Origin of the sequence: Mesorhizobium sp. CC13 (assembly GCF_039907765.1) — a bacterium.
Classification (GTDB): domain Bacteria; phylum Pseudomonadota; class Alphaproteobacteria; order Rhizobiales; family Rhizobiaceae; genus Aminobacter.
Genome location: NZ_JARDJI010000026.1, coordinates 1 through 15,610, shown reverse-complemented (window position 1 = coordinate 15,610; position 15,610 = coordinate 1). Strand labels below are relative to the sequence as shown.

The window sequence follows — 15,610 nt, the reverse complement described above, 5'->3', positions numbered from 1 at the left end:
TTTGCCTGATTGAAAGGCGAAGGAAGAAATGGAGACGGGTATTGCAACGACGCCCTTTGGGCGGCGACCGATGTCGCTTGCCATGCTGGCAGCGCAGAATGACTCGAAAGAAATCGCGGAAGGGAAGGCTGTCGACAAATGGCAGGTCTACAGGGACCTGTGTGAGGGAAAAGCTGTCGTCGGCATCGGGGACCGCTCCCTGGCGGTATTGGCAGCGCTGCTGTCATTCTATCCGGACACCGAGCTGAGCGAGGAAAACGGCCTGGTCGTGTTCCCCTCGAACAAACAGCTGGTCCTGCGGTCTCACGGGATGTCGGAGGTAACGCTGCGGCGGCACCTGGCGACCTTGGTGGACAGTGGCCTTATCGTCCGCCGGGACAGCCCGAACGGCAAACGGTACGCCCGCAAGGGGAGGGGAGGGGGCCTTGAGGAAGCGTTCGGCTTCTCGCTTGCCCCAGTAGTGGCGCGTGCAGACGAGTTCGCGGAGGCAGCGGAACGCGTTCGAGCGGACAATCGTGCCCTCCGGCTCATGCGAGAGCGCATCACGCTGCACCGCCGGGATATCCAGAAGCTGATCGAAGCGGCCGTCGAGGAAGATGTTCCCGGCGACTGGGGAGACCTGTGGAGGCGTTTCAGGGCAATCGTGGATGCGATTCCTCGGAGGGCGGCGATCGTCGATCTGGCGCCGATTGTGACCGACCTAGCCGAGATCCGTGAGGAGATCGACATCCTGTTGGAATCGCACATGAATGTCGAAGATTCGAACGGCAATGCCGATCGTTTTGAACGGCAGCAATCTGATTCAAATACCGACTCTATTTTTGAATTTGAACCTGCTCCAGAAAAGAGCGGGGCACCGGTCGCGCAAGAACGGCGAACGACGGAGCCGCCGAAAGGTTATCAACTTGGACTTGTATTGAAAGCCTGCCCGGACATTATCGACTACGCTGTGAATGGGATAGCCAACTGGCGCGACCTGATGGAGACCGCCGCCCAGGTGCGGGGCTATCTTGGCGTGTCGCCATCGGCATACGGGGATGCCTGCCTCGTCATGGGACGGGAAACGGCGTCAATCGTGGTCGCCTGCATCCTGCAGCGGGCGCAGCATATTAACTCCGCCGGCGGCTATTTGCGCGTGCTGACGGAGAAGGCGCGGGCAGGGCAGTTTTCTGTCGGACCAATGCTGATGAGCCTTCTTCGAACGCAAAGCCGATCGGGTGAGGCGCGGGCAGGGTGATGGGCGCGATTGTCGCCTAAACGGACAACACGTTTGATCAGGGGCGCACCCCGGGCGATTACCTTCACGCGCTGCAACTGTCGAAGGAGGATAGCAAGGTCGCTCAATGGCCTTACTCCTTTGTCGGCGATGAGGCCGTGGCGGCGTCAGCCGCCTTCTGCTGTGCGACCATGCGCTTAACCAGGGCGAGGAGATCGCGCGTCGTGTCGTGGGACAAGGCCGCCATAAGTTTTGCCAGTTCAAGACGATCCTCGGCTTCCTCTGGCGTCCGGCCCCAAAGATGAGGAGCAGCCTCAAAAAGCATTTCGACCGGCATGAAGCCGAGGATTTCACAGAGGTGGATCATACGAGTGACATGCATTTTGGAGAAAGCACGTTCGTATCGCCCGTAGACAGGCATTGACAGGCCAAGCAAAGGCGCGAGATCCGCGCGCGTCAGCCCTTCGTCCTCGCGCTCCTTGCGAAGAAAGGCCGCGATCTTCTTGTCCATCTCGCCCAGGGTCGTGATGCCGTCAAACCCCGGGCGTCGATAAATCGGCTTGTCAATCTCAGGATCGGTCGTTTCCACCAATCCCTTTGCACTTTTATAGGTGTTCATATCCCGCGTCACGGACCCATCCCTCCAGATGAAAAACCGCCCGCAGGGCGGCACTATGTACCAATTTTGTTAGACTCGGCACTAGTCCCAATCCCCAGGACTAGCTTTTTCCCTTACCATTTTGGGGCGGTGGAGGGAGAACGAAGCGGCTGCGCGCCGACAGCGCTTCTTTATCGCTTGAACTGATCGATGATACTGGCAGAGCAGTTGCAAGGGCATCATCGGTTCTTTGCTATGACCATCGTCCAACGACCTGGTCCGCCCTCGAACACTGATTCCACGGATTTTTTACCTTCGATCCAACCAAGATGCGCCGACAGCTCGCAAGCTATCGAATATTCATCAATACTTATACACCGCCTCACATTAACCGTCGATCCATCACCGTGCTTGGATATATCCCATTTGGATATGCGGAAGAGCTCCGATTTCGCGTGTTCACTGGTCGGCCACGTAGCCTTATCGGGTATGCGGTCAGTGCCTTTGACGATAGACAAAAAGGCCTGCGAAGTCTCGCGAAGGCCTATGCTCTGCCGGCCGAGCATAGGCGCGGCGTAGATGCCGATGACGGTGCCGATGGCTATTCCAAATAGGAAGCCGCGGCCCGTCATTCTCAGTAGCCGTTGTCGCGGAGAAATTGGTCGATCGCCGCCTTGATGATCACCGTCATCTTGATGTCGTTGTCGAAGGCGGCCTTTTGCAATCGCATCTTCGTGTCGTAGTCCAGCGGGCAATTGACGTAGTGCTTGGCTTCTCGCGCGTGCGCGCGTTTGAGGTCGCGCAAGCGATAGCGTCCCTCCTCCTGAGCCAGAGCACGTTCGATCGCCTTGCGCTTGCGCTCTTCACCGCTTGGGTTCGGCAGACTGCGCTGCGGCCGTTCTCTTGTTGCATCCGCTTCTGAAACCGGCGCCGCTGCTGGTTCCCTAGCAGCCGTTCCAGCCTCTGCCTCTTCCGACACAGAGGCTGGTTTCATTGCGGCTTTGGATATGGCTGCCTTCGGCCGTCGCGGAGCGATCGGAAAGTCAGAGACGGACAGTTTGCCTGGTTTAGACATTTCCCACCTTTTCCCGGTTTTCTGCGAGATGGCGATCAAGTTCGGCCACAAACGCCGCGACCTCCGCGCGACCCTTCATCACCGGGTCGGTCAGCTCGAGCATCTGCAAGGTGCCGAGGCCGTTGCGTATTTCGCGGTAGCAATTTCTTTCGGTGAGCTCGGTTTCCATCAACGTCGATTCGTATCCATTGGCGCGAAGATTGGCGATGAACGGACGGATCAGCCTGTAGGCCTCGAGAACGCGGCCGGGAAGGGCGATGCGCGTCACCACGTTGAGGTGGGGAATCGTGCGTCCGTTCCTGTCGCCAATATCCGCGGTGATGGTGGCGGCTTCGCCAGCCGCCTTGATTTCATCCTGGTTCGGCTGAATTGGCGTCAGCACCAGGTCGGAGTTGCGGATGATCGTGTCGCGAATGACGCTATCGACGCCCGGTGAGTCCATCAGGATTACGTCATAGACGCCGTTTTGTTCGGCAAGCACGGTTTCAATGCTTCGCTGCGTTGCCGCACTATGCAGCTCGATGTTGGCCGGAAGGTTGTCCTTGGCCTCACATCGCTTCCACCATTCGGCGAGGTTCTGGCGCGGATCGGCGTCGATCAGAAGAACCTTCCTTCCATGAATGGCGTACTCGCCGGCAACGAGGATAATGGCCGTCGTCTTCCCGGCGCCGCCTTTTCCGCTGATCGCGCAAATTCTTTGAGTCATGTTCGATCCCCTTTTTGCCGTCTCCAAGGGCTTCAATGCGGCAGGCCGTCGCCACTGCAGCATTTCCATACGAAGCGAATGCTTGATTTCGCACGGCATTTTTACACCATGCGATCACTCCTCACTATCCTAGTGTGTGATACTTCAATCACATCTTGCTTTCATATCATGATGTCGTGGCATGTGAACACATCGTGTGAATAAGTCGTGTGAAAAGGGATCAACCGCGCGCTGCCGTTTGAGCCATCCTTGAAGTCTCCACGGTCGCCCAATTTCCATTTTTGACCGATGAAGTCTGGCTCCGGCCTTTCCGCTCCTTTTGTGGTGAACCCCGGAGCCGCGCGAAGGCCGTCTGTGACGCTCGCACGCAGTCCGCCAGGGCGAAGAGCGGAGCGTCCCTTGCGGACGAGTACGAGGGGCACACAAAGGCCGACAAAGCGGTCCTGGAGGTGAACCCTGGAGAGCGTTTTAGCGTTTGAATGGCAGGGCCTCCGTCCCTGCCATCGTTTCGATGTGGACGAGCGAAATGTGGGCCGCTCGAAGATTCCCTCTGTTGAGCGGGAATTTCACGCTTATCGAGTGTGGCGGGAATTTCACGCTTATCGAGTGTGGCAGGATACGGAAAAATGTGCGACATTTTTCCTGACGATCGAGGAACAAGCCCTCGATGCCTGCCGCAAGCGCCAGAGAGAGGGGCCTAAGGCTAATGGACGACGCGAAATTCGAGGTCCGGCTCGAGCCGGACCGGAAGGGTCGAATGGTGCATGCCCGCGTCAGCGCGGACGAATATGCGGCGATCGAAAAGGCGGCCAAGGCGGCCGACATGACGGTTTCCGGATTTTTTCGGTCGCTGATTCTCGAAGGTGCGGGTGTCCGGCCGGTCCTGACAAAGGAGGATCGGGCCGTGATGGCATTGCTGCTTGAGGATATGCGCGCGATCGGCGTGAACCTCAATCAGGTGGCGCGATCGCTAAACAGCGGCAAAGGGGTTCATCCAGGCGACGTCGACATCAATCTGGGAAATGTGCAACGCGTCCAAGCAGCCGTGATGACGGAGTTACGATCGCTGGCTAGGCGCGCCGGTCACAAGCGACGAGGGGAGGCGTAGGCCTTGGAAATCTTCTTCGGCGCCTTCACGAGCGAATGGGAGCAGCGCCGTGCGGCGTTTCTGCATGAGGCATCGCTTGGGCCAAAACGTCGTTCGTCGGCCGAAGACGAAATGAAGCGTCGATTGAGAGCGATGGCCGAGCTGGGCGGCGGTGGCGCTGGTGGCGGCGGTGGCAGCCAGCGCAAAACGCGGCGAGCGGCCGCCCGGTCGATCTTCGCGACTGAGGCGCGGTCAGCAGCGGCCCGCCCAATGGAAGCGCGGCTAGCGGCGGTTGCCCAGGGCAGCCAGCCAGCGGTCGTCAAAATGGCATCCTATGGCGGCGGCGCGAGGGTAGGGGCGATGCTGAATTATGTGTCGCGCGGCGGCGAGCTAGCGGTCGAGAACGAGAATGGCGAGCGCATTGGTAGCCGCGAGGATCTGGCGCGGTTGCGGGGCGACTGGAATCATCTGTTCCAGAACCGCGCAGAGAGCCGCGATATCGGCAGCTTCACCGTCGAGATTTCGACTGCGGCGGTTTCGTCAGACGAGGCGATGCATGAGCTGGTCAGGAACAGTTTGACGAGCACGTTCGGCGATCGACGCTATGCTTACGCTGTCACGCACCAGGCCGACGGCGCGCTGACGGTTCAAGGAGCGGTCGTTCTCAGAAGTGGGCAGGGGGAGCGGCTGACTGGCGACGACAAGGCCGCCGGAATCATTCAAGCGCGATATGACGCGAGTGCGGCCGCGCAGGATGTGGCGGCGCGGTTCTCGTTCCAGGGCTACGGCAACGGTGTCGAGTATGGCGCCAGCAAATTGCGGAGCCTGGTCGAACGTCATGACGGCAACGTTCGCGACGACCGCGGCCAAGTCATCGGTGACGAAAAGCTCGCTGGCGACCTGGTGCAAAAGGAATGGCGCGGTGATCTGCACAGCCGCAAAGGCCGCGACGTGATGCACCTGATCCTGTCGGCCCGGGCCGGCACGAATGTCGAGGCGTTTGAAAACGCTGCACGCGAATTCCTTGCCGAGCAGTTCGCTGGCCATCGCTATGTGTTTGCCATGCATGATCCGGCCAATGATCCGAAGGAAGAAGGCGAGGGGGGCAAGCGGCCACATGTCCATGCGCACGCGATCATCACGATGCGATCGGAATCGGGTGATCGGATCGAGACGACGCCTCAGGTGTTTCGCGAGTGGCGGGGCACAATGGCGGAGAAGGCCCGGGCGCAGGGAATAGCGATGGAGATGACCGATCGTCGCGAGTTCGCCGCTCCGCCCGCCTTTACCCGCAATCAGGTGAGGCCGGTGAGCAGGGAAGGGCGGACCGAGCACGTCGGGACCAGCGAAACGGCGCAGGGACGGTACGACGCCAAGCGGGGCGGCCGGAGAAGTCTGGCGAAGGCCGAGAGGAGCCGTGAGTATGCCATAAAGGCAACGCAGAGTTGGCAGAAAATCGCGCTTGCCAGCGGTGATCAACGGATCGTCGCCTATGCAGAACAGCAGCGGGACCATTTGACAGCAAGCCTTTCGGCAGGTCAGGCGGAAGCTACACCAAATGTGGTGCATGCAGATTTCGGCTCAAAATTCCGCGCCAATCTGGTAACATTGCAAAAACTCGTATTGGAGGGTCAGGACGTGCGCGAAACATCCAGGGCTGAATTTGAGGTTTACGAAAAGCAAGTCGAAACGGCGCTGTTCAAACTTGAAAGAAGTGTTGGGCCTGACGACCGGAGCGATTTTGATGAGGTTGCCAACCTGGCGCGTGATCACGTCAATCAGCGTCGCGAGTTAATGGCGCTGCATGAGCAGCGAAACGAGGCGACGGAAGGGCAGGGCAGGGAAGAGATGCTTCCCACCGCTGAGCGCGACGTTGAAGCGGAGCAGTTGAACGCCGCGATCGCCAAGCATGGCGCGGCGGCCGTTGAGGCCGCGAATGAAGTGCTGATCGAGATCGAAGCCAGGGCAAACATGCTGGTCGACCTGGAAAAGGTCGAACCGGAGCAGGACTCTGAAACCGGCAGTTATCGCTATCGTGAGGTGAGCGAAGACGAGCGGCAGGAGACCGACCGGATGAGACAGCGAGGCGAACAAGCGTTGGAAGAGGCGATCGGCCGCGCGGCGCAGCTCGCGATCGAGGGCAACACCTATATACGTGAAGTGGCCGAGCGAGACGATCCTGACCTGATGCGCGCCATCGAGGAGGCCGAGAAGAATGACGCCGCGCGGCCGGAAAAATCGCCGCAACGAGGGCAAAATGTCATCCTTCAATCGGATCAGTCACTGCGGGAGTTTGCCAACAGAGTGAAACGCGCCGACGATGAATATTATTTCCGCCGCTCGCAAGAGCCCGACCGTGAAAAGCCATGGCCGAGTAAAGAGGAGGTGGAGGCGGAGGACCGCGCGCGGCCGGAAGGGGAGAAGGACAAGACGCCGGCGAATGTCGACGCAACAGGAGAACAGCAACGCGATCTTCGCCAGGAGGATGCCGAGCGACCAACGAACGAGCCGGGCGCCCGAGAGGCGCACGAACTCGCATCAACGGTAGACGCTACAAATCGCCTTCAGGATCGGGTAAACAAGGAGAGGGAAGCAACACAGCGCGGCGGAGAGACGACGCGCACCGACCCAGCACAGCAGCATATACCGCGGCTTGAAGAGCTGGAGCGCGAGGAAATTGAACGGAAGGAACGCGACCGCGACGATCGGGAACGTTAAGTGAGCACGATGCTGAACAACAGGCAGGACTATGTAATCCAGACCAACGATCCGAAGGGCGACGAAGGCTTCGGCAAGGGCCTTGGCGTGGTCATCTGCCTTGTGTTCATGCTTGGCGTGATCCAGATCGCCTATGAGACGGTTGCCGGCTGGTATCAGTCGATTGTGCAGTGGGGCGGCGAGACTGCCGCCTTCATCGCCAGCTATTGGCCGTTCTAGAGGAAGCTGGCCGCCAGGAAGGTCTTAAGCTTCGGCGGCCAGGCCAACGTCGACGGGATCAGGAACCGTCGCTGAGAATATATCCAGATAATTCTTTCGTGTTGTCGGGGAGCGGTCACCGAGCTTCTCGACTTTCTGCGCAACCGTCGCCTTCAGTCGTTCGGCGCTAGGTTTTAAGCTCTCTTCGACCGTCTTAATGCGCTCCTCGATTGCGGCAACGTCGCGTTTCGACGTTTCGGCGCCGGCGCCGGAATTGCTCTTGGTTGGTTTTTTTCGTGCATCGATCGCCTTGCGGTTGACCACACGAGCGGAAGAACTAGCCGGCCGTCCGAAATCCGATTCCGGCTGTTTGTCGTCGGCGGCCGAGGCGGTTGCTTGCGCCTTCGCCGGCGTCAGGACTTGGACTGTTTCGACAGTCGGCTTGCTGTCGCCTCCATACTCCTCTGTCAATGCCGGTACCGGTTTGACGGGCAGGTATTCGACGGACGGGACTTCCGGCACGTGCGTTTGTGAGAAAGCCTCAGCAGCCTTGAAGGGCTGTGTCTCGAAAAATCGAAGTTTGTCACCAAAGATCGGCCTCTGGCCTTCGATGAGCAAAACCATCTTGCGTTCGGGCATCTGCCTGATTTCTTGCGGCATCATCAGATCGCGTTCGCGAATCTGTTCGACCTTCGTGCGGCGAGGCAGGCCAAAAAGCTCAATGGTGCGCGATTCCGACTGATAGCGAATTGTGCGCTTGCCGAGCGCACGAGAGGCATATTCGGCCGTTGCCTGGTCGTTGGCGCCAAGTACGAGCTGATAGCCGCAATTGCCAAGCAGCGAGTGGCGGGAGGTCTCGCCATAGATTTCGTCGAGGTTCTTGAGGTCCTGGATGATGAAGGCGAGCTTGATGTTGTAGCCGGCCACATAGGGTAGCTTTGTCATAATCTCGTCCATCTTCTTCAACTGTCGGAACTCGTCGAGCAGGAAATAGACGGGCAGGGAATTGGGGTCGTGCTCCAGGGTGAGGATGTCCATGGTCTGCTGCACGAACAGCGTCAGGAGAGGACGCAATAGCGTGATGTCAGTGATGTTGGGCGCGAGGTAGATCGAGATCGGCCGGCGCTTGAGCGCCCGTAAATCCATATCGGTTACGTTCGTGGCGGCTACGATGCGCTCGTTTTTGAAGGGGCGCATGGCCTTCTGAATATCGAGCAAGGCAGAGGCGGCGGCCCGTTCTGACAGCGCGAGATAGGCATTGAAGCTTTCCATCGTGAACTTGGAAAGGTATGGCTCTCTCGCCTTGATGAACTTCATCAGCGCCTGGAGGTCGACGCCGCTATTGATGAAGGAATTGACTTCGCCGAGGTTGCGCCGGCCATTGTAGTGCGGGCTCTCCAGAACGTAGCTGATAGCGCCCGCCATCACTTGCTGTGCCGTGGCCTGCCATACCGAATTCTCGGATTCGGTGTTCTCCGGGACAAGGATGCTCGCCATGTTTTGGATATCCGTCGTCCGCGTGCCGCGCTCCTGGCGCACGAAGTCGAGCGGATTGTAGCGGTTGGTGGCTTCCGATCCCGGAGCAAATAGAAAGACCTGGCTTCCCTTGCGGCGGCGATATCCGGCAGTGGCCTTGAAGACTTCGCCCTTCAGATCGGTGACGATCATCGACCCTTCGTGCAGGAGGGCGTTGGGAATGACGTAGCCAGCACCCTTACCGGATCGAGTTGGACCGATGATGAGATGGTGACGATCATCCTTTGTGCGGAGGATCTTGCGACCGAGGCGGCCGAAGATGTGCCCCTGCTTGCGGAACCATCTGCCGCGTCGCAAGGCGGCAATGTCCTGAAAAGCGGCGTCGCCGAGCGGGTTGGTTGGCGATTTCAAGCCAAGATAGGCCGCCAGGCCGCCGGCGAACAAGCTTGGCAGGAGCGCGACGAGCGCGACCTTCTGCAGGGTATGGCTGCCCTTGTAGAGCCAGAATTGTTGAACAGGCACGAAAGGATTGGTGGTGATCGTGGTTTCGAGTATTCGGCCGTCCTTATAGACGAGCTGCAAGCCAAGTCCGTAAGTGAGGGTCCAGACGGCGAAGACGATTCCGGCGCAGAAGAGAAGATAGAAGGCCTGATAGCCCTTGTTCATGTCTCATCTCGGGCAAAGAAGATTTCCGAAACGCCCCGTTTTCCGCCATCACGGCGCAACTGGATTACGATCGGGATGACCATTTGGATGTATGACATCAGATCCTGCTTGGAGTAACCCGACGACATTCCGGCCTGCTGCATCATCATGGCGAGTTGTTCATAGGCGCCCATCGGCGTATCCGCATGCACCGTCGACATGCTGCCCGGATGGCCCGTGTTGATGGCGCGCAGGAAGGAAAAGGCCTCGGCGCCACGGATTTCACCGACGAACAGTCTGTCTGGCCGCATCCGGAGCGACGCTTCCAGCAGGTTTTGGATCGTCACGTCTGCGGTGCCCTGGTCGCCCTTGGAGGCAATCAGATGCACTTTGTTCGGCTGCGGCGGAAATAGTTCGCGTGTGTCCTCCAGCGTCAATATCCGCTCATGCGGATCGACGCTTTTCAAACATGCGTTGAGGAAGGTGGTCTTGCCCGACGAGGTGCCGCCGCTGATCAAAATCGACACGCGCTTTGTGATCGCCGTATGGATGAAGTCATAGATACGGCTCGCGCGAAGGTGCGCAATCAGCTCCCGGTCGATGTCGCTCAGTCCGCCGACTGCGACCGAGACTTTATCCAGTGAGCCGCTATCGCGGTACTCCTCGAGCGTGAAATTGTTCACGACCTGCTTTCGGATCGAGATCGAGCCGCCTTCCGGCGCGGCGGGAGGCAGCACGATCTGAATACGCTCGCCCGTCGGTAAGGCCGCGCTTAAAATAGGCTTGGCGCGGCTGATGAACTGGTTTGTTGCGCCGGCGACGCGCTCCCCGATATTTTCAATTTCAGAGGCCGTGAGCTGCTTAATTTCGTGAAACTCCATATGATCGGAGCCCAGCCGTTCCACATAGAGGTGGCACGGCTTATTCACGGAGATTTCGACGACACGCGGATCGTCAAGAAAGCCGCGGATAGGTTCGAGTGCCCGATCAAGGAAGTAATAAGGATTGGTGGCCGACCGGCCCTTGTTACTGACCGCGACGTTCACGCTGTATTTCCTTCATCGCTTCTGTGACGGGATCGTCATACATGGTGCTGAAATCGAGATCCTGGCGCACGTAGACGAAGATGCGTTCGCCCTGGCTGACACTGATCGTCGGCGGGATGCGCAGGTTTTCGCTCAAAGCCTGGTTAGCCATATCGCTGAACGTTTGCGCGATCGTGTCGCGCGCCAGTTCCTCGCCGCGCTTGGCTTCATCATTATTTTGGCCGAAAGCTTCATCGCTTCCATATCCGGTGAGGTAACTAGCTCCTGCCCCGACAATCGAGAGTACGATTGCGGAACCGAACCTTTCCCGCCATTTGTTGTCGACACGGCCGGTCAATCCGGAGCGGCCAAGGCTGTCGGTGCCGATGGAGTTGAGGCGAACTGACACACCGTCATCGCGGAGAAGCCTGGTCCAGATGACGAAAATGCGTTTCTGACCCCTAACAACATCGGACTGATATTCGCCGATCAGCCGGGTTCCGGTCGGAATCAGGACGCGCCGCCCGTCAAACGAATAGACATCCTGAGATGTGATCGCGCGGATTTGGCCTGGAAGATCGCTGACGATCGCGGTTTCCAAAATGCCCGGGATTAGGGTGCCTTCAGGCACCAGCGCGTCGATACGTTTGATCTGCTTAGCCTTTGCCGACCTATCAGCCAGGCTCGACGCGGCCGCGAGGAATTTGCTGTTGCGGTCCTCGCCCGCGACACTCAGACCGTTGCCGTCGGCGCCACCGAGGCCACCGGCGGCGTCCTCCTGGCGAGCCGTATCCAACGATATCAGCTTGGACCTGTAGCGCTCCGGAAATTCCTCAGGCGGCGGCTCAGCTGCCGGCTCCGTGGGCGGCGCCTGGACGACTTCAGGCGGAGGAGGCACGTTAAATGTGGTCGTGTCGACCTTCTCCTGTACCGGCTCGGGAGGAGGCGGGATGTTGATCACGTCAGATTCGGGTTGCGGTTCGGGCTTTTCTTCCTCGCGCACGAACGACGGCGGCCGGAACGTCGTGGTCCGGAATTCTTCGTCGCCTTCGGTTGTGTCGCGAGGAGTTTCCCTTGGCGTGGCAAGGACGAAGTAGGCTGCCACGGCACCGCCAATGAGCAAGGCCGCTCCGCCGAGGAGCTGGTTGCGCTTTGCGTTCTTGTTGCTGACGGCCGTGTCGTCGGCCGACATCATGGCCTCAAGCTCAGGTGTCCGGTTCATTTGTTGCCGCTCCTCCAGCGCTTTTTGGCGACGCGATCAGGAGCCGGACCGAGGATATCAGGGTCGGGAGCGCCGAAATCAGGCTTCCGAAGGTTGAAGATGCACGTCCATTGATTGCCATCGCGCAGCGTGTATTGGGTCGCAACACCGTCAAGGACGAGGTATTCCCCTTCCTTGCGGAAATTGCGCAGCGTCTCGGAAAAATCCGACTGCACGGCGAAGATCGCCGGCACACGCCCGGTGAATTTGAAGAAGGTCTTCTTGCCGTCATCGAAAACCATCGACGGCTTCAGCTGCGCGTCACCGGAAAACGAATAGTCGATGTTGACGTTTGCCTTGTCGATGTTCGAGATATTCGGATTGGCTGCGCGGTATTCAGCTTCCTTGCGCAGCGCCGCATTGAGGTCCTTTTCCGGGTAGACAAACCTGACGCCGAAGACCTTCTTGCCGGCGGCAGGCGGATTGTCGTGAAGCTCGATGAAATAGATCCTCTTGGTCGTCACGACATTCATATTTGTGGTGACGTTCTTGGCGATCGGCTTCACAAACAGGATGTTGCCCTTCTCGGCAGGGGCAACCTGCCAACTCTCCGTATCGCCAAGCGAGATGGTCTCGAAACGTTCATCTTCATCGAAAATGATCATAGTCGAAATGCCATAAGTTGCGTTGACCGTCACGACGTTGTTGGGCTGATAGACAACACTCGTAACGCGACCGTCGAGGTTGCCCGGGCGTGGAGACTGTGCCGCATGGGCGTGATTCATGATCGCGGCGATGAACGCCGCCGAAAACAGGAGGTGTTTCATCATCCCTCACCTCCTGGGGTCACCGTCTCCTGGTCGCGACGGTAGCTGAAGACCTGGAAGCCGAGGGGATTTTCGAAAAGCCACTGATTTTCAGTGGGGGTGTCAGTGTAGCGGAAACGCACGACCGAAATGTAGTGCCGCGTGATGGAATCCGTGTCGGATTTTTCCGTCGTCGAGAAGCGGACAAGAACCGTCGACGGCGGTTGACTAGGATCGCTCGGCTCAGTGACCGCCACCGATTTGATGTCCACCGAAACCCGCTTGTTTTTTCCGTAGACTTTTGCGGGGTTATTCGAATTGGCGGCGCTATAAAGCTCCTGCAACTCCCGCGCGGCATCGCCGGTCGACAACAAGGCGGCAATGCCGAAGTTTTGTTCGATCTCGTAGGGGTCATAGCCTTCGCGAGCACGGATATAGCGCACGACATTGGCCTGGGTGACCGCTTTTTGTTCGGTGAGGGTGGCAGGCCTAGTCAGACCGCTTTTAACCTCCAGATAGCCGGTATTTTTGTCGACCACGACGACATACGGTTCGAAGCTCTTCAACGGAACCAGCAGCACCAGTGCCGCGAGCGCTAGCAGCGTGATCGCCCCGAAAATGATCGTCACGAACCAGGCGAGTCCGCGCGATCGCTTGGCCTTTTTTACGATCTCATATTCCCAACGATCGCCGTCTTGGAAATAGGTCCGTAGTGCAGTCTCTTTTGAATCTGACATTTTCGATCTAGCCCTTAGTTACTCTCACAAGCACCTCAGCGCGGCATGCTGTTGTTGCTTATTCGGTTCTGCATCGCCGCCCTGGCGTTGGCGTCGCGGATGTTGCTGAGCATGCCGGCATGTGTGCGATCGCGAGCCTGCATGCCGGCAGTGCCGACGAAGCCGGCAGCCCCGCGTGCGACATCGACCGCTTTCATCGGCGCGGTCACTCCGCTGAAGCGTCCAACAGCCCGCGCCACATTGCCAATGCCGGCGGCGACGCCACCGACAATGCCCTGCGCGAGAACCTGAATATTGATGAGGACGAACGCGCCGGCGCAGCACAGCAGCAGGAACGCCGAGATATCGCTGAGCTGAAGCCGGCGTTGACTGGCCGCGTTGGAGACTTTGGTCAGCTCAGGGTCCATCGCCGCGATCAGGAAAGCGGCCACGACATAGACGAAAAGCGGGATCAGCGCGTAGAGGAGTACCTGTTGGAACCACGAAACTCCGAGATTTCGCGTCTGCTCGAACAGCATGCAGGCGATGAAGATTGGTGCCGTGCCGATCAGCACCCACATCATAACCTTTGCTAGCAGCAGGATCGCCAGTGCGACGGCGATGAAGACGGCGACGCAAAGCATGATCAGGAAGCCGACCATCGACGGCAAGACCGAGAAATAGCCCGACTGTTCCGCAAATGCGGATGCCGCTTCATTGGCGGTCCGCCAGATCATGGAAAGGCCGTTTGTTGGCTCGGTTAGGCGACGCTACTGACGTCGCCGGCAGCACGACGATCGTCCCACTCTCGCACGACATCAGCCGCGGCCTTTTGCGCCGCCATATGCCGCTCTGTAATTTCGGCCAGGCTCAGCCCGGCCCCCTCATTCCTCGCTTCAACCATTGCCGCATCAGCTCCCTTTCAAGCGGCCACCCTTTGTCCCTTCCAGTGGAAGGCAGGGCAGGCCTCGTCCTGCCCCTGCCCGTCCGGCGAGGACCGGGAGAACGGGGGACAAGCTGAAAACCGGAAGGGGGATCGCCCACCCGAAGGGCGGGCCGGAGTCCGCCGAGCGGATTCCGGCCGGTGCTGCAGGCCGTAGGCCGAAGCATGGGGAAAGCCGGTTTTCTGCTTGTGGGGGAGAGAGGGCAGAGCCCTTTCTTCCCTCTCAGTCACTTGAATGTGGTTGAAAAATTTCGATCAAATGCACGAGGGGCAAACGTGCGACTGCTTACATTTGGTAATTTCTTGTCACTGTAGCGCGCTTCTCATGCGATTCTGTTGCCAACGATCAATATGGCGACCTATTCGACTTTGTTTGGTCTAGGTTGCATTTCCGCCGACTGTTACACGCGAGCCGCCTTTTGAACGTTGATGCTCCGCCCAAACGCGTTTGACCTGGCTTTCGCTGCATCCTGCGAGTCTAGCAGTGCGAGCGATGCTGTTTCCGCCCGTTCTCAGGGCGACGATTCTTTCGTGTGTCGCCGCATCCGCCTGTCTGCCGGCGTATTTGCCGTTGGTCCTGGCTCGATCGATGCCCTGGCGCTGGCGCTCACGCCGATCCTCGAAATCGTCACGAGCGACCTGCAGGGCGAGTTTCAGCAACATCTCTTGCACCGACTCAAGGACAATCTTCGCGACGCCCTCAGTGTCGGCCGCGATATCGCTCAGATCGACAATGCCGGGCACGGCAAGCCGTGCGCCCTTCGCGCGGATCGTGGCAACGAGCTTTTCGGCTTCTGGCAACGGCAGGCGGCTAATGCGGTCGATCTTCTCCGCAATGACGACCTCGTCCGGCTGGAGGTCAGAGATGAGGCGCAGCAGCTCCGGCCGATCGGCGCGAGCACCCGAAGCCTTTTCGCGGTAGACGCCGGCGATGTAATAGCCGGTCGACTTCGCCTCGTCGACGATCGCCTCTTGTCGAGCCAGGTCCTGTTCTTCGGTGCTGACCCGCAGATAGATCCGCGCAACGCGCAATGCGGGGCGCTCGGGCCTATTCATGCCTTCCCCGCGGCTCGCTCGTCTTCGTATTCCAATTCCCGCGCCGCCTTGGGAATCAGTGCCAACCACTCTGGGCCGACGCGCTCGATGGCTTCGGCGAGTGTGTAATGCATTTCGGCCAGCCAATCGGGCCGATTAAGCACG

The 15,610-nt window shown here is 59.0% G+C and carries 14 protein-coding genes and 1 pseudogene; 4 read left to right on the top strand and 11 right to left on the bottom strand.

The window, feature by feature from the left end:
• Positions 1 to 28 precede the first annotated feature (28 nt).
• Positions 29 to 1,237 carry a plasmid replication protein RepC gene (gene repC, locus PV773_RS22910; protein WP_347968586.1) on the top strand — a complete coding sequence of 403 codons (1,209 nt, stop codon included), beginning with the start codon at positions 29 to 31 and terminating at the stop codon, positions 1,235 to 1,237.
• 112 nt (positions 1,238 to 1,349) lie between these two features.
• On the opposite strand, the gene PV773_RS22905 is transcribed toward repC, so the two are convergent.
• The 4 genes from PV773_RS22905 to PV773_RS22890 all read right to left on the bottom strand — a co-directional run bounded on the left by PV773_RS22905 (position 1,350) and on the right by PV773_RS22890 (position 3,595).
• A complete protein-coding gene (locus PV773_RS22905; protein ID WP_292168485.1) occupies positions 1,350 to 1,835 on the bottom strand; it encodes a helix-turn-helix transcriptional regulator in 486 nt (161 codons plus the stop codon).
• A gap of 218 nt (positions 1,836 to 2,053) precedes the next feature.
• Complete coding sequence (locus PV773_RS22900; protein WP_347968585.1) at positions 2,054 to 2,446, bottom strand: hypothetical protein; 393 nt, start codon at positions 2,444 to 2,446, stop codon at positions 2,054 to 2,056.
• 2 nt (positions 2,447 to 2,448) lie between these two features.
• On the bottom strand, positions 2,449 to 2,889 hold the full coding sequence (locus PV773_RS22895; RefSeq protein WP_347968584.1) for a hypothetical protein: 441 nt from the start codon (positions 2,887 to 2,889) through the stop codon (positions 2,449 to 2,451).
• Positions 2,882 to 3,595, bottom strand: coding sequence for a ParA family protein (locus PV773_RS22890; RefSeq protein ID WP_347968615.1), 714 nt, complete (start codon positions 3,593 to 3,595; stop codon positions 2,882 to 2,884). Before PV773_RS22890 ends, PV773_RS22895 begins: the two co-directional genes overlap by 8 nt.
• A 706-nt stretch (positions 3,596 to 4,301) precedes the next feature.
• On the opposite strand from PV773_RS22890, the gene PV773_RS22885 reads away from it, so the two are divergent.
• Genes PV773_RS22885 through PV773_RS22875 form a run of 3 tightly spaced genes read left to right on the top strand, consistent with a single transcriptional unit; the run spans position 4,302 to position 7,619 of the window.
• Positions 4,302 to 4,703, top strand: coding sequence for a MobC family plasmid mobilization relaxosome protein (locus PV773_RS22885; protein ID WP_347968583.1), 402 nt, complete (start codon positions 4,302 to 4,304; stop codon positions 4,701 to 4,703).
• Positions 4,704 to 4,706: 3 nt separating this feature from the next.
• Complete coding sequence (locus PV773_RS22880) at positions 4,707 to 7,400, top strand: conjugal transfer protein TraA (RefSeq protein WP_347968582.1); 2,694 nt, start codon at positions 4,707 to 4,709, stop codon at positions 7,398 to 7,400.
• A gap of 9 nt (positions 7,401 to 7,409) precedes the next feature.
• Positions 7,410 to 7,619 (top strand): hypothetical protein, encoded by a 210-nt coding sequence (locus tag PV773_RS22875; protein ID WP_347968614.1) that lies wholly within the window; start codon positions 7,410 to 7,412, stop codon positions 7,617 to 7,619.
• Positions 7,620 to 7,643: 24 nt separating this feature from the next.
• Here the strand turns inward: PV773_RS22875 and PV773_RS22870 are convergent, their stop codons facing one another.
• From PV773_RS22870 to PV773_RS22840, 7 genes and pseudogenes are all read right to left on the bottom strand, one after another.
• Positions 7,644 to 9,740, bottom strand: a complete 2,097-nt coding sequence (locus tag PV773_RS22870; RefSeq protein ID WP_347968581.1) for a type IV secretory system conjugative DNA transfer family protein — start codon at positions 9,738 to 9,740, stop codon at positions 7,644 to 7,646.
• On the bottom strand, positions 9,737 to 10,765 hold the full coding sequence (gene virB11, locus PV773_RS22865; protein WP_292168501.1) for a P-type DNA transfer ATPase VirB11: 1,029 nt from the start codon (positions 10,763 to 10,765) through the stop codon (positions 9,737 to 9,739). The genes PV773_RS22870 and virB11 overlap by 4 nt, the downstream gene beginning before the upstream one ends.
• Entirely contained in the window at positions 10,746 to 11,966 is a 1,221-nt protein-coding gene (virB10, locus tag PV773_RS22860; RefSeq protein WP_347968580.1) for a type IV secretion system protein VirB10, read from the bottom strand. Before virB10 ends, virB11 begins: the two co-directional genes overlap by 20 nt.
• Positions 11,963 to 12,775 carry a TrbG/VirB9 family P-type conjugative transfer protein gene (locus PV773_RS22855; protein WP_347968579.1) on the bottom strand — a complete coding sequence of 271 codons (813 nt, stop codon included), beginning with the start codon at positions 12,773 to 12,775 and terminating at the stop codon, positions 11,963 to 11,965. Before PV773_RS22855 ends, virB10 begins: the two co-directional genes overlap by 4 nt.
• A complete protein-coding gene (locus PV773_RS22850) occupies positions 12,772 to 13,488 on the bottom strand; it encodes a type IV secretion system protein (protein WP_347968578.1) in 717 nt (238 codons plus the stop codon). The genes PV773_RS22855 and PV773_RS22850 overlap by 4 nt, the downstream gene beginning before the upstream one ends.
• Before the next feature lie 35 nt (positions 13,489 to 13,523).
• Positions 13,524 to 14,231, bottom strand: a pseudogene (locus tag PV773_RS22845) (type IV secretion system protein); the annotation flags it as partial.
• Positions 14,232 to 14,788: 557 nt separating this feature from the next.
• Positions 14,789 to 15,466: a recombinase family protein gene (locus PV773_RS22840; protein WP_347968577.1), complete on the bottom strand. Its 678-nt coding sequence runs from the start codon at positions 15,464 to 15,466 to the stop codon at positions 14,789 to 14,791.
• Positions 15,467 to 15,610 lie beyond the last annotated feature (144 nt).

Coding starts and splice junctions, on each gene's coding strand:
- repC (WP_347968586.1), top strand. CDS start 29: ATGGAGACGGGTATTGCAACGACGCCCTTTGGGCGGCGACCGATGTCG.
- PV773_RS22905 (WP_292168485.1), bottom strand. CDS start 1,835: ATGAACACCTATAAAAGTGCAAAGGGATTGGTGGAAACGACCGATCCT.
- PV773_RS22900 (WP_347968585.1), bottom strand. CDS start 2,446: ATGACGGGCCGCGGCTTCCTATTTGGAATAGCCATCGGCACCGTCATC.
- PV773_RS22895 (WP_347968584.1), bottom strand. CDS start 2,889: ATGTCTAAACCAGGCAAACTGTCCGTCTCTGACTTTCCGATCGCTCCG.
- PV773_RS22890 (WP_347968615.1), bottom strand. CDS start 3,595: ATGACTCAAAGAATTTGCGCGATCAGCGGAAAAGGCGGCGCCGGGAAG.
- PV773_RS22885 (WP_347968583.1), top strand. CDS start 4,302: ATGGACGACGCGAAATTCGAGGTCCGGCTCGAGCCGGACCGGAAGGGT.
- PV773_RS22875 (WP_347968614.1), top strand. CDS start 7,410: ATGCTGAACAACAGGCAGGACTATGTAATCCAGACCAACGATCCGAAG.
- PV773_RS22870 (WP_347968581.1), bottom strand. CDS start 9,740: ATGAACAAGGGCTATCAGGCCTTCTATCTTCTCTTCTGCGCCGGAATC.
- virB10 (WP_347968580.1), bottom strand. CDS start 11,966: ATGAACCGGACACCTGAGCTTGAGGCCATGATGTCGGCCGACGACACG.
- PV773_RS22855 (WP_347968579.1), bottom strand. CDS start 12,775: ATGATGAAACACCTCCTGTTTTCGGCGGCGTTCATCGCCGCGATCATG.
- PV773_RS22850 (WP_347968578.1), bottom strand. CDS start 13,488: ATGTCAGATTCAAAAGAGACTGCACTACGGACCTATTTCCAAGACGGC.
- PV773_RS22840 (WP_347968577.1), bottom strand. CDS start 15,466: ATGAATAGGCCCGAGCGCCCCGCATTGCGCGTTGCGCGGATCTATCTG.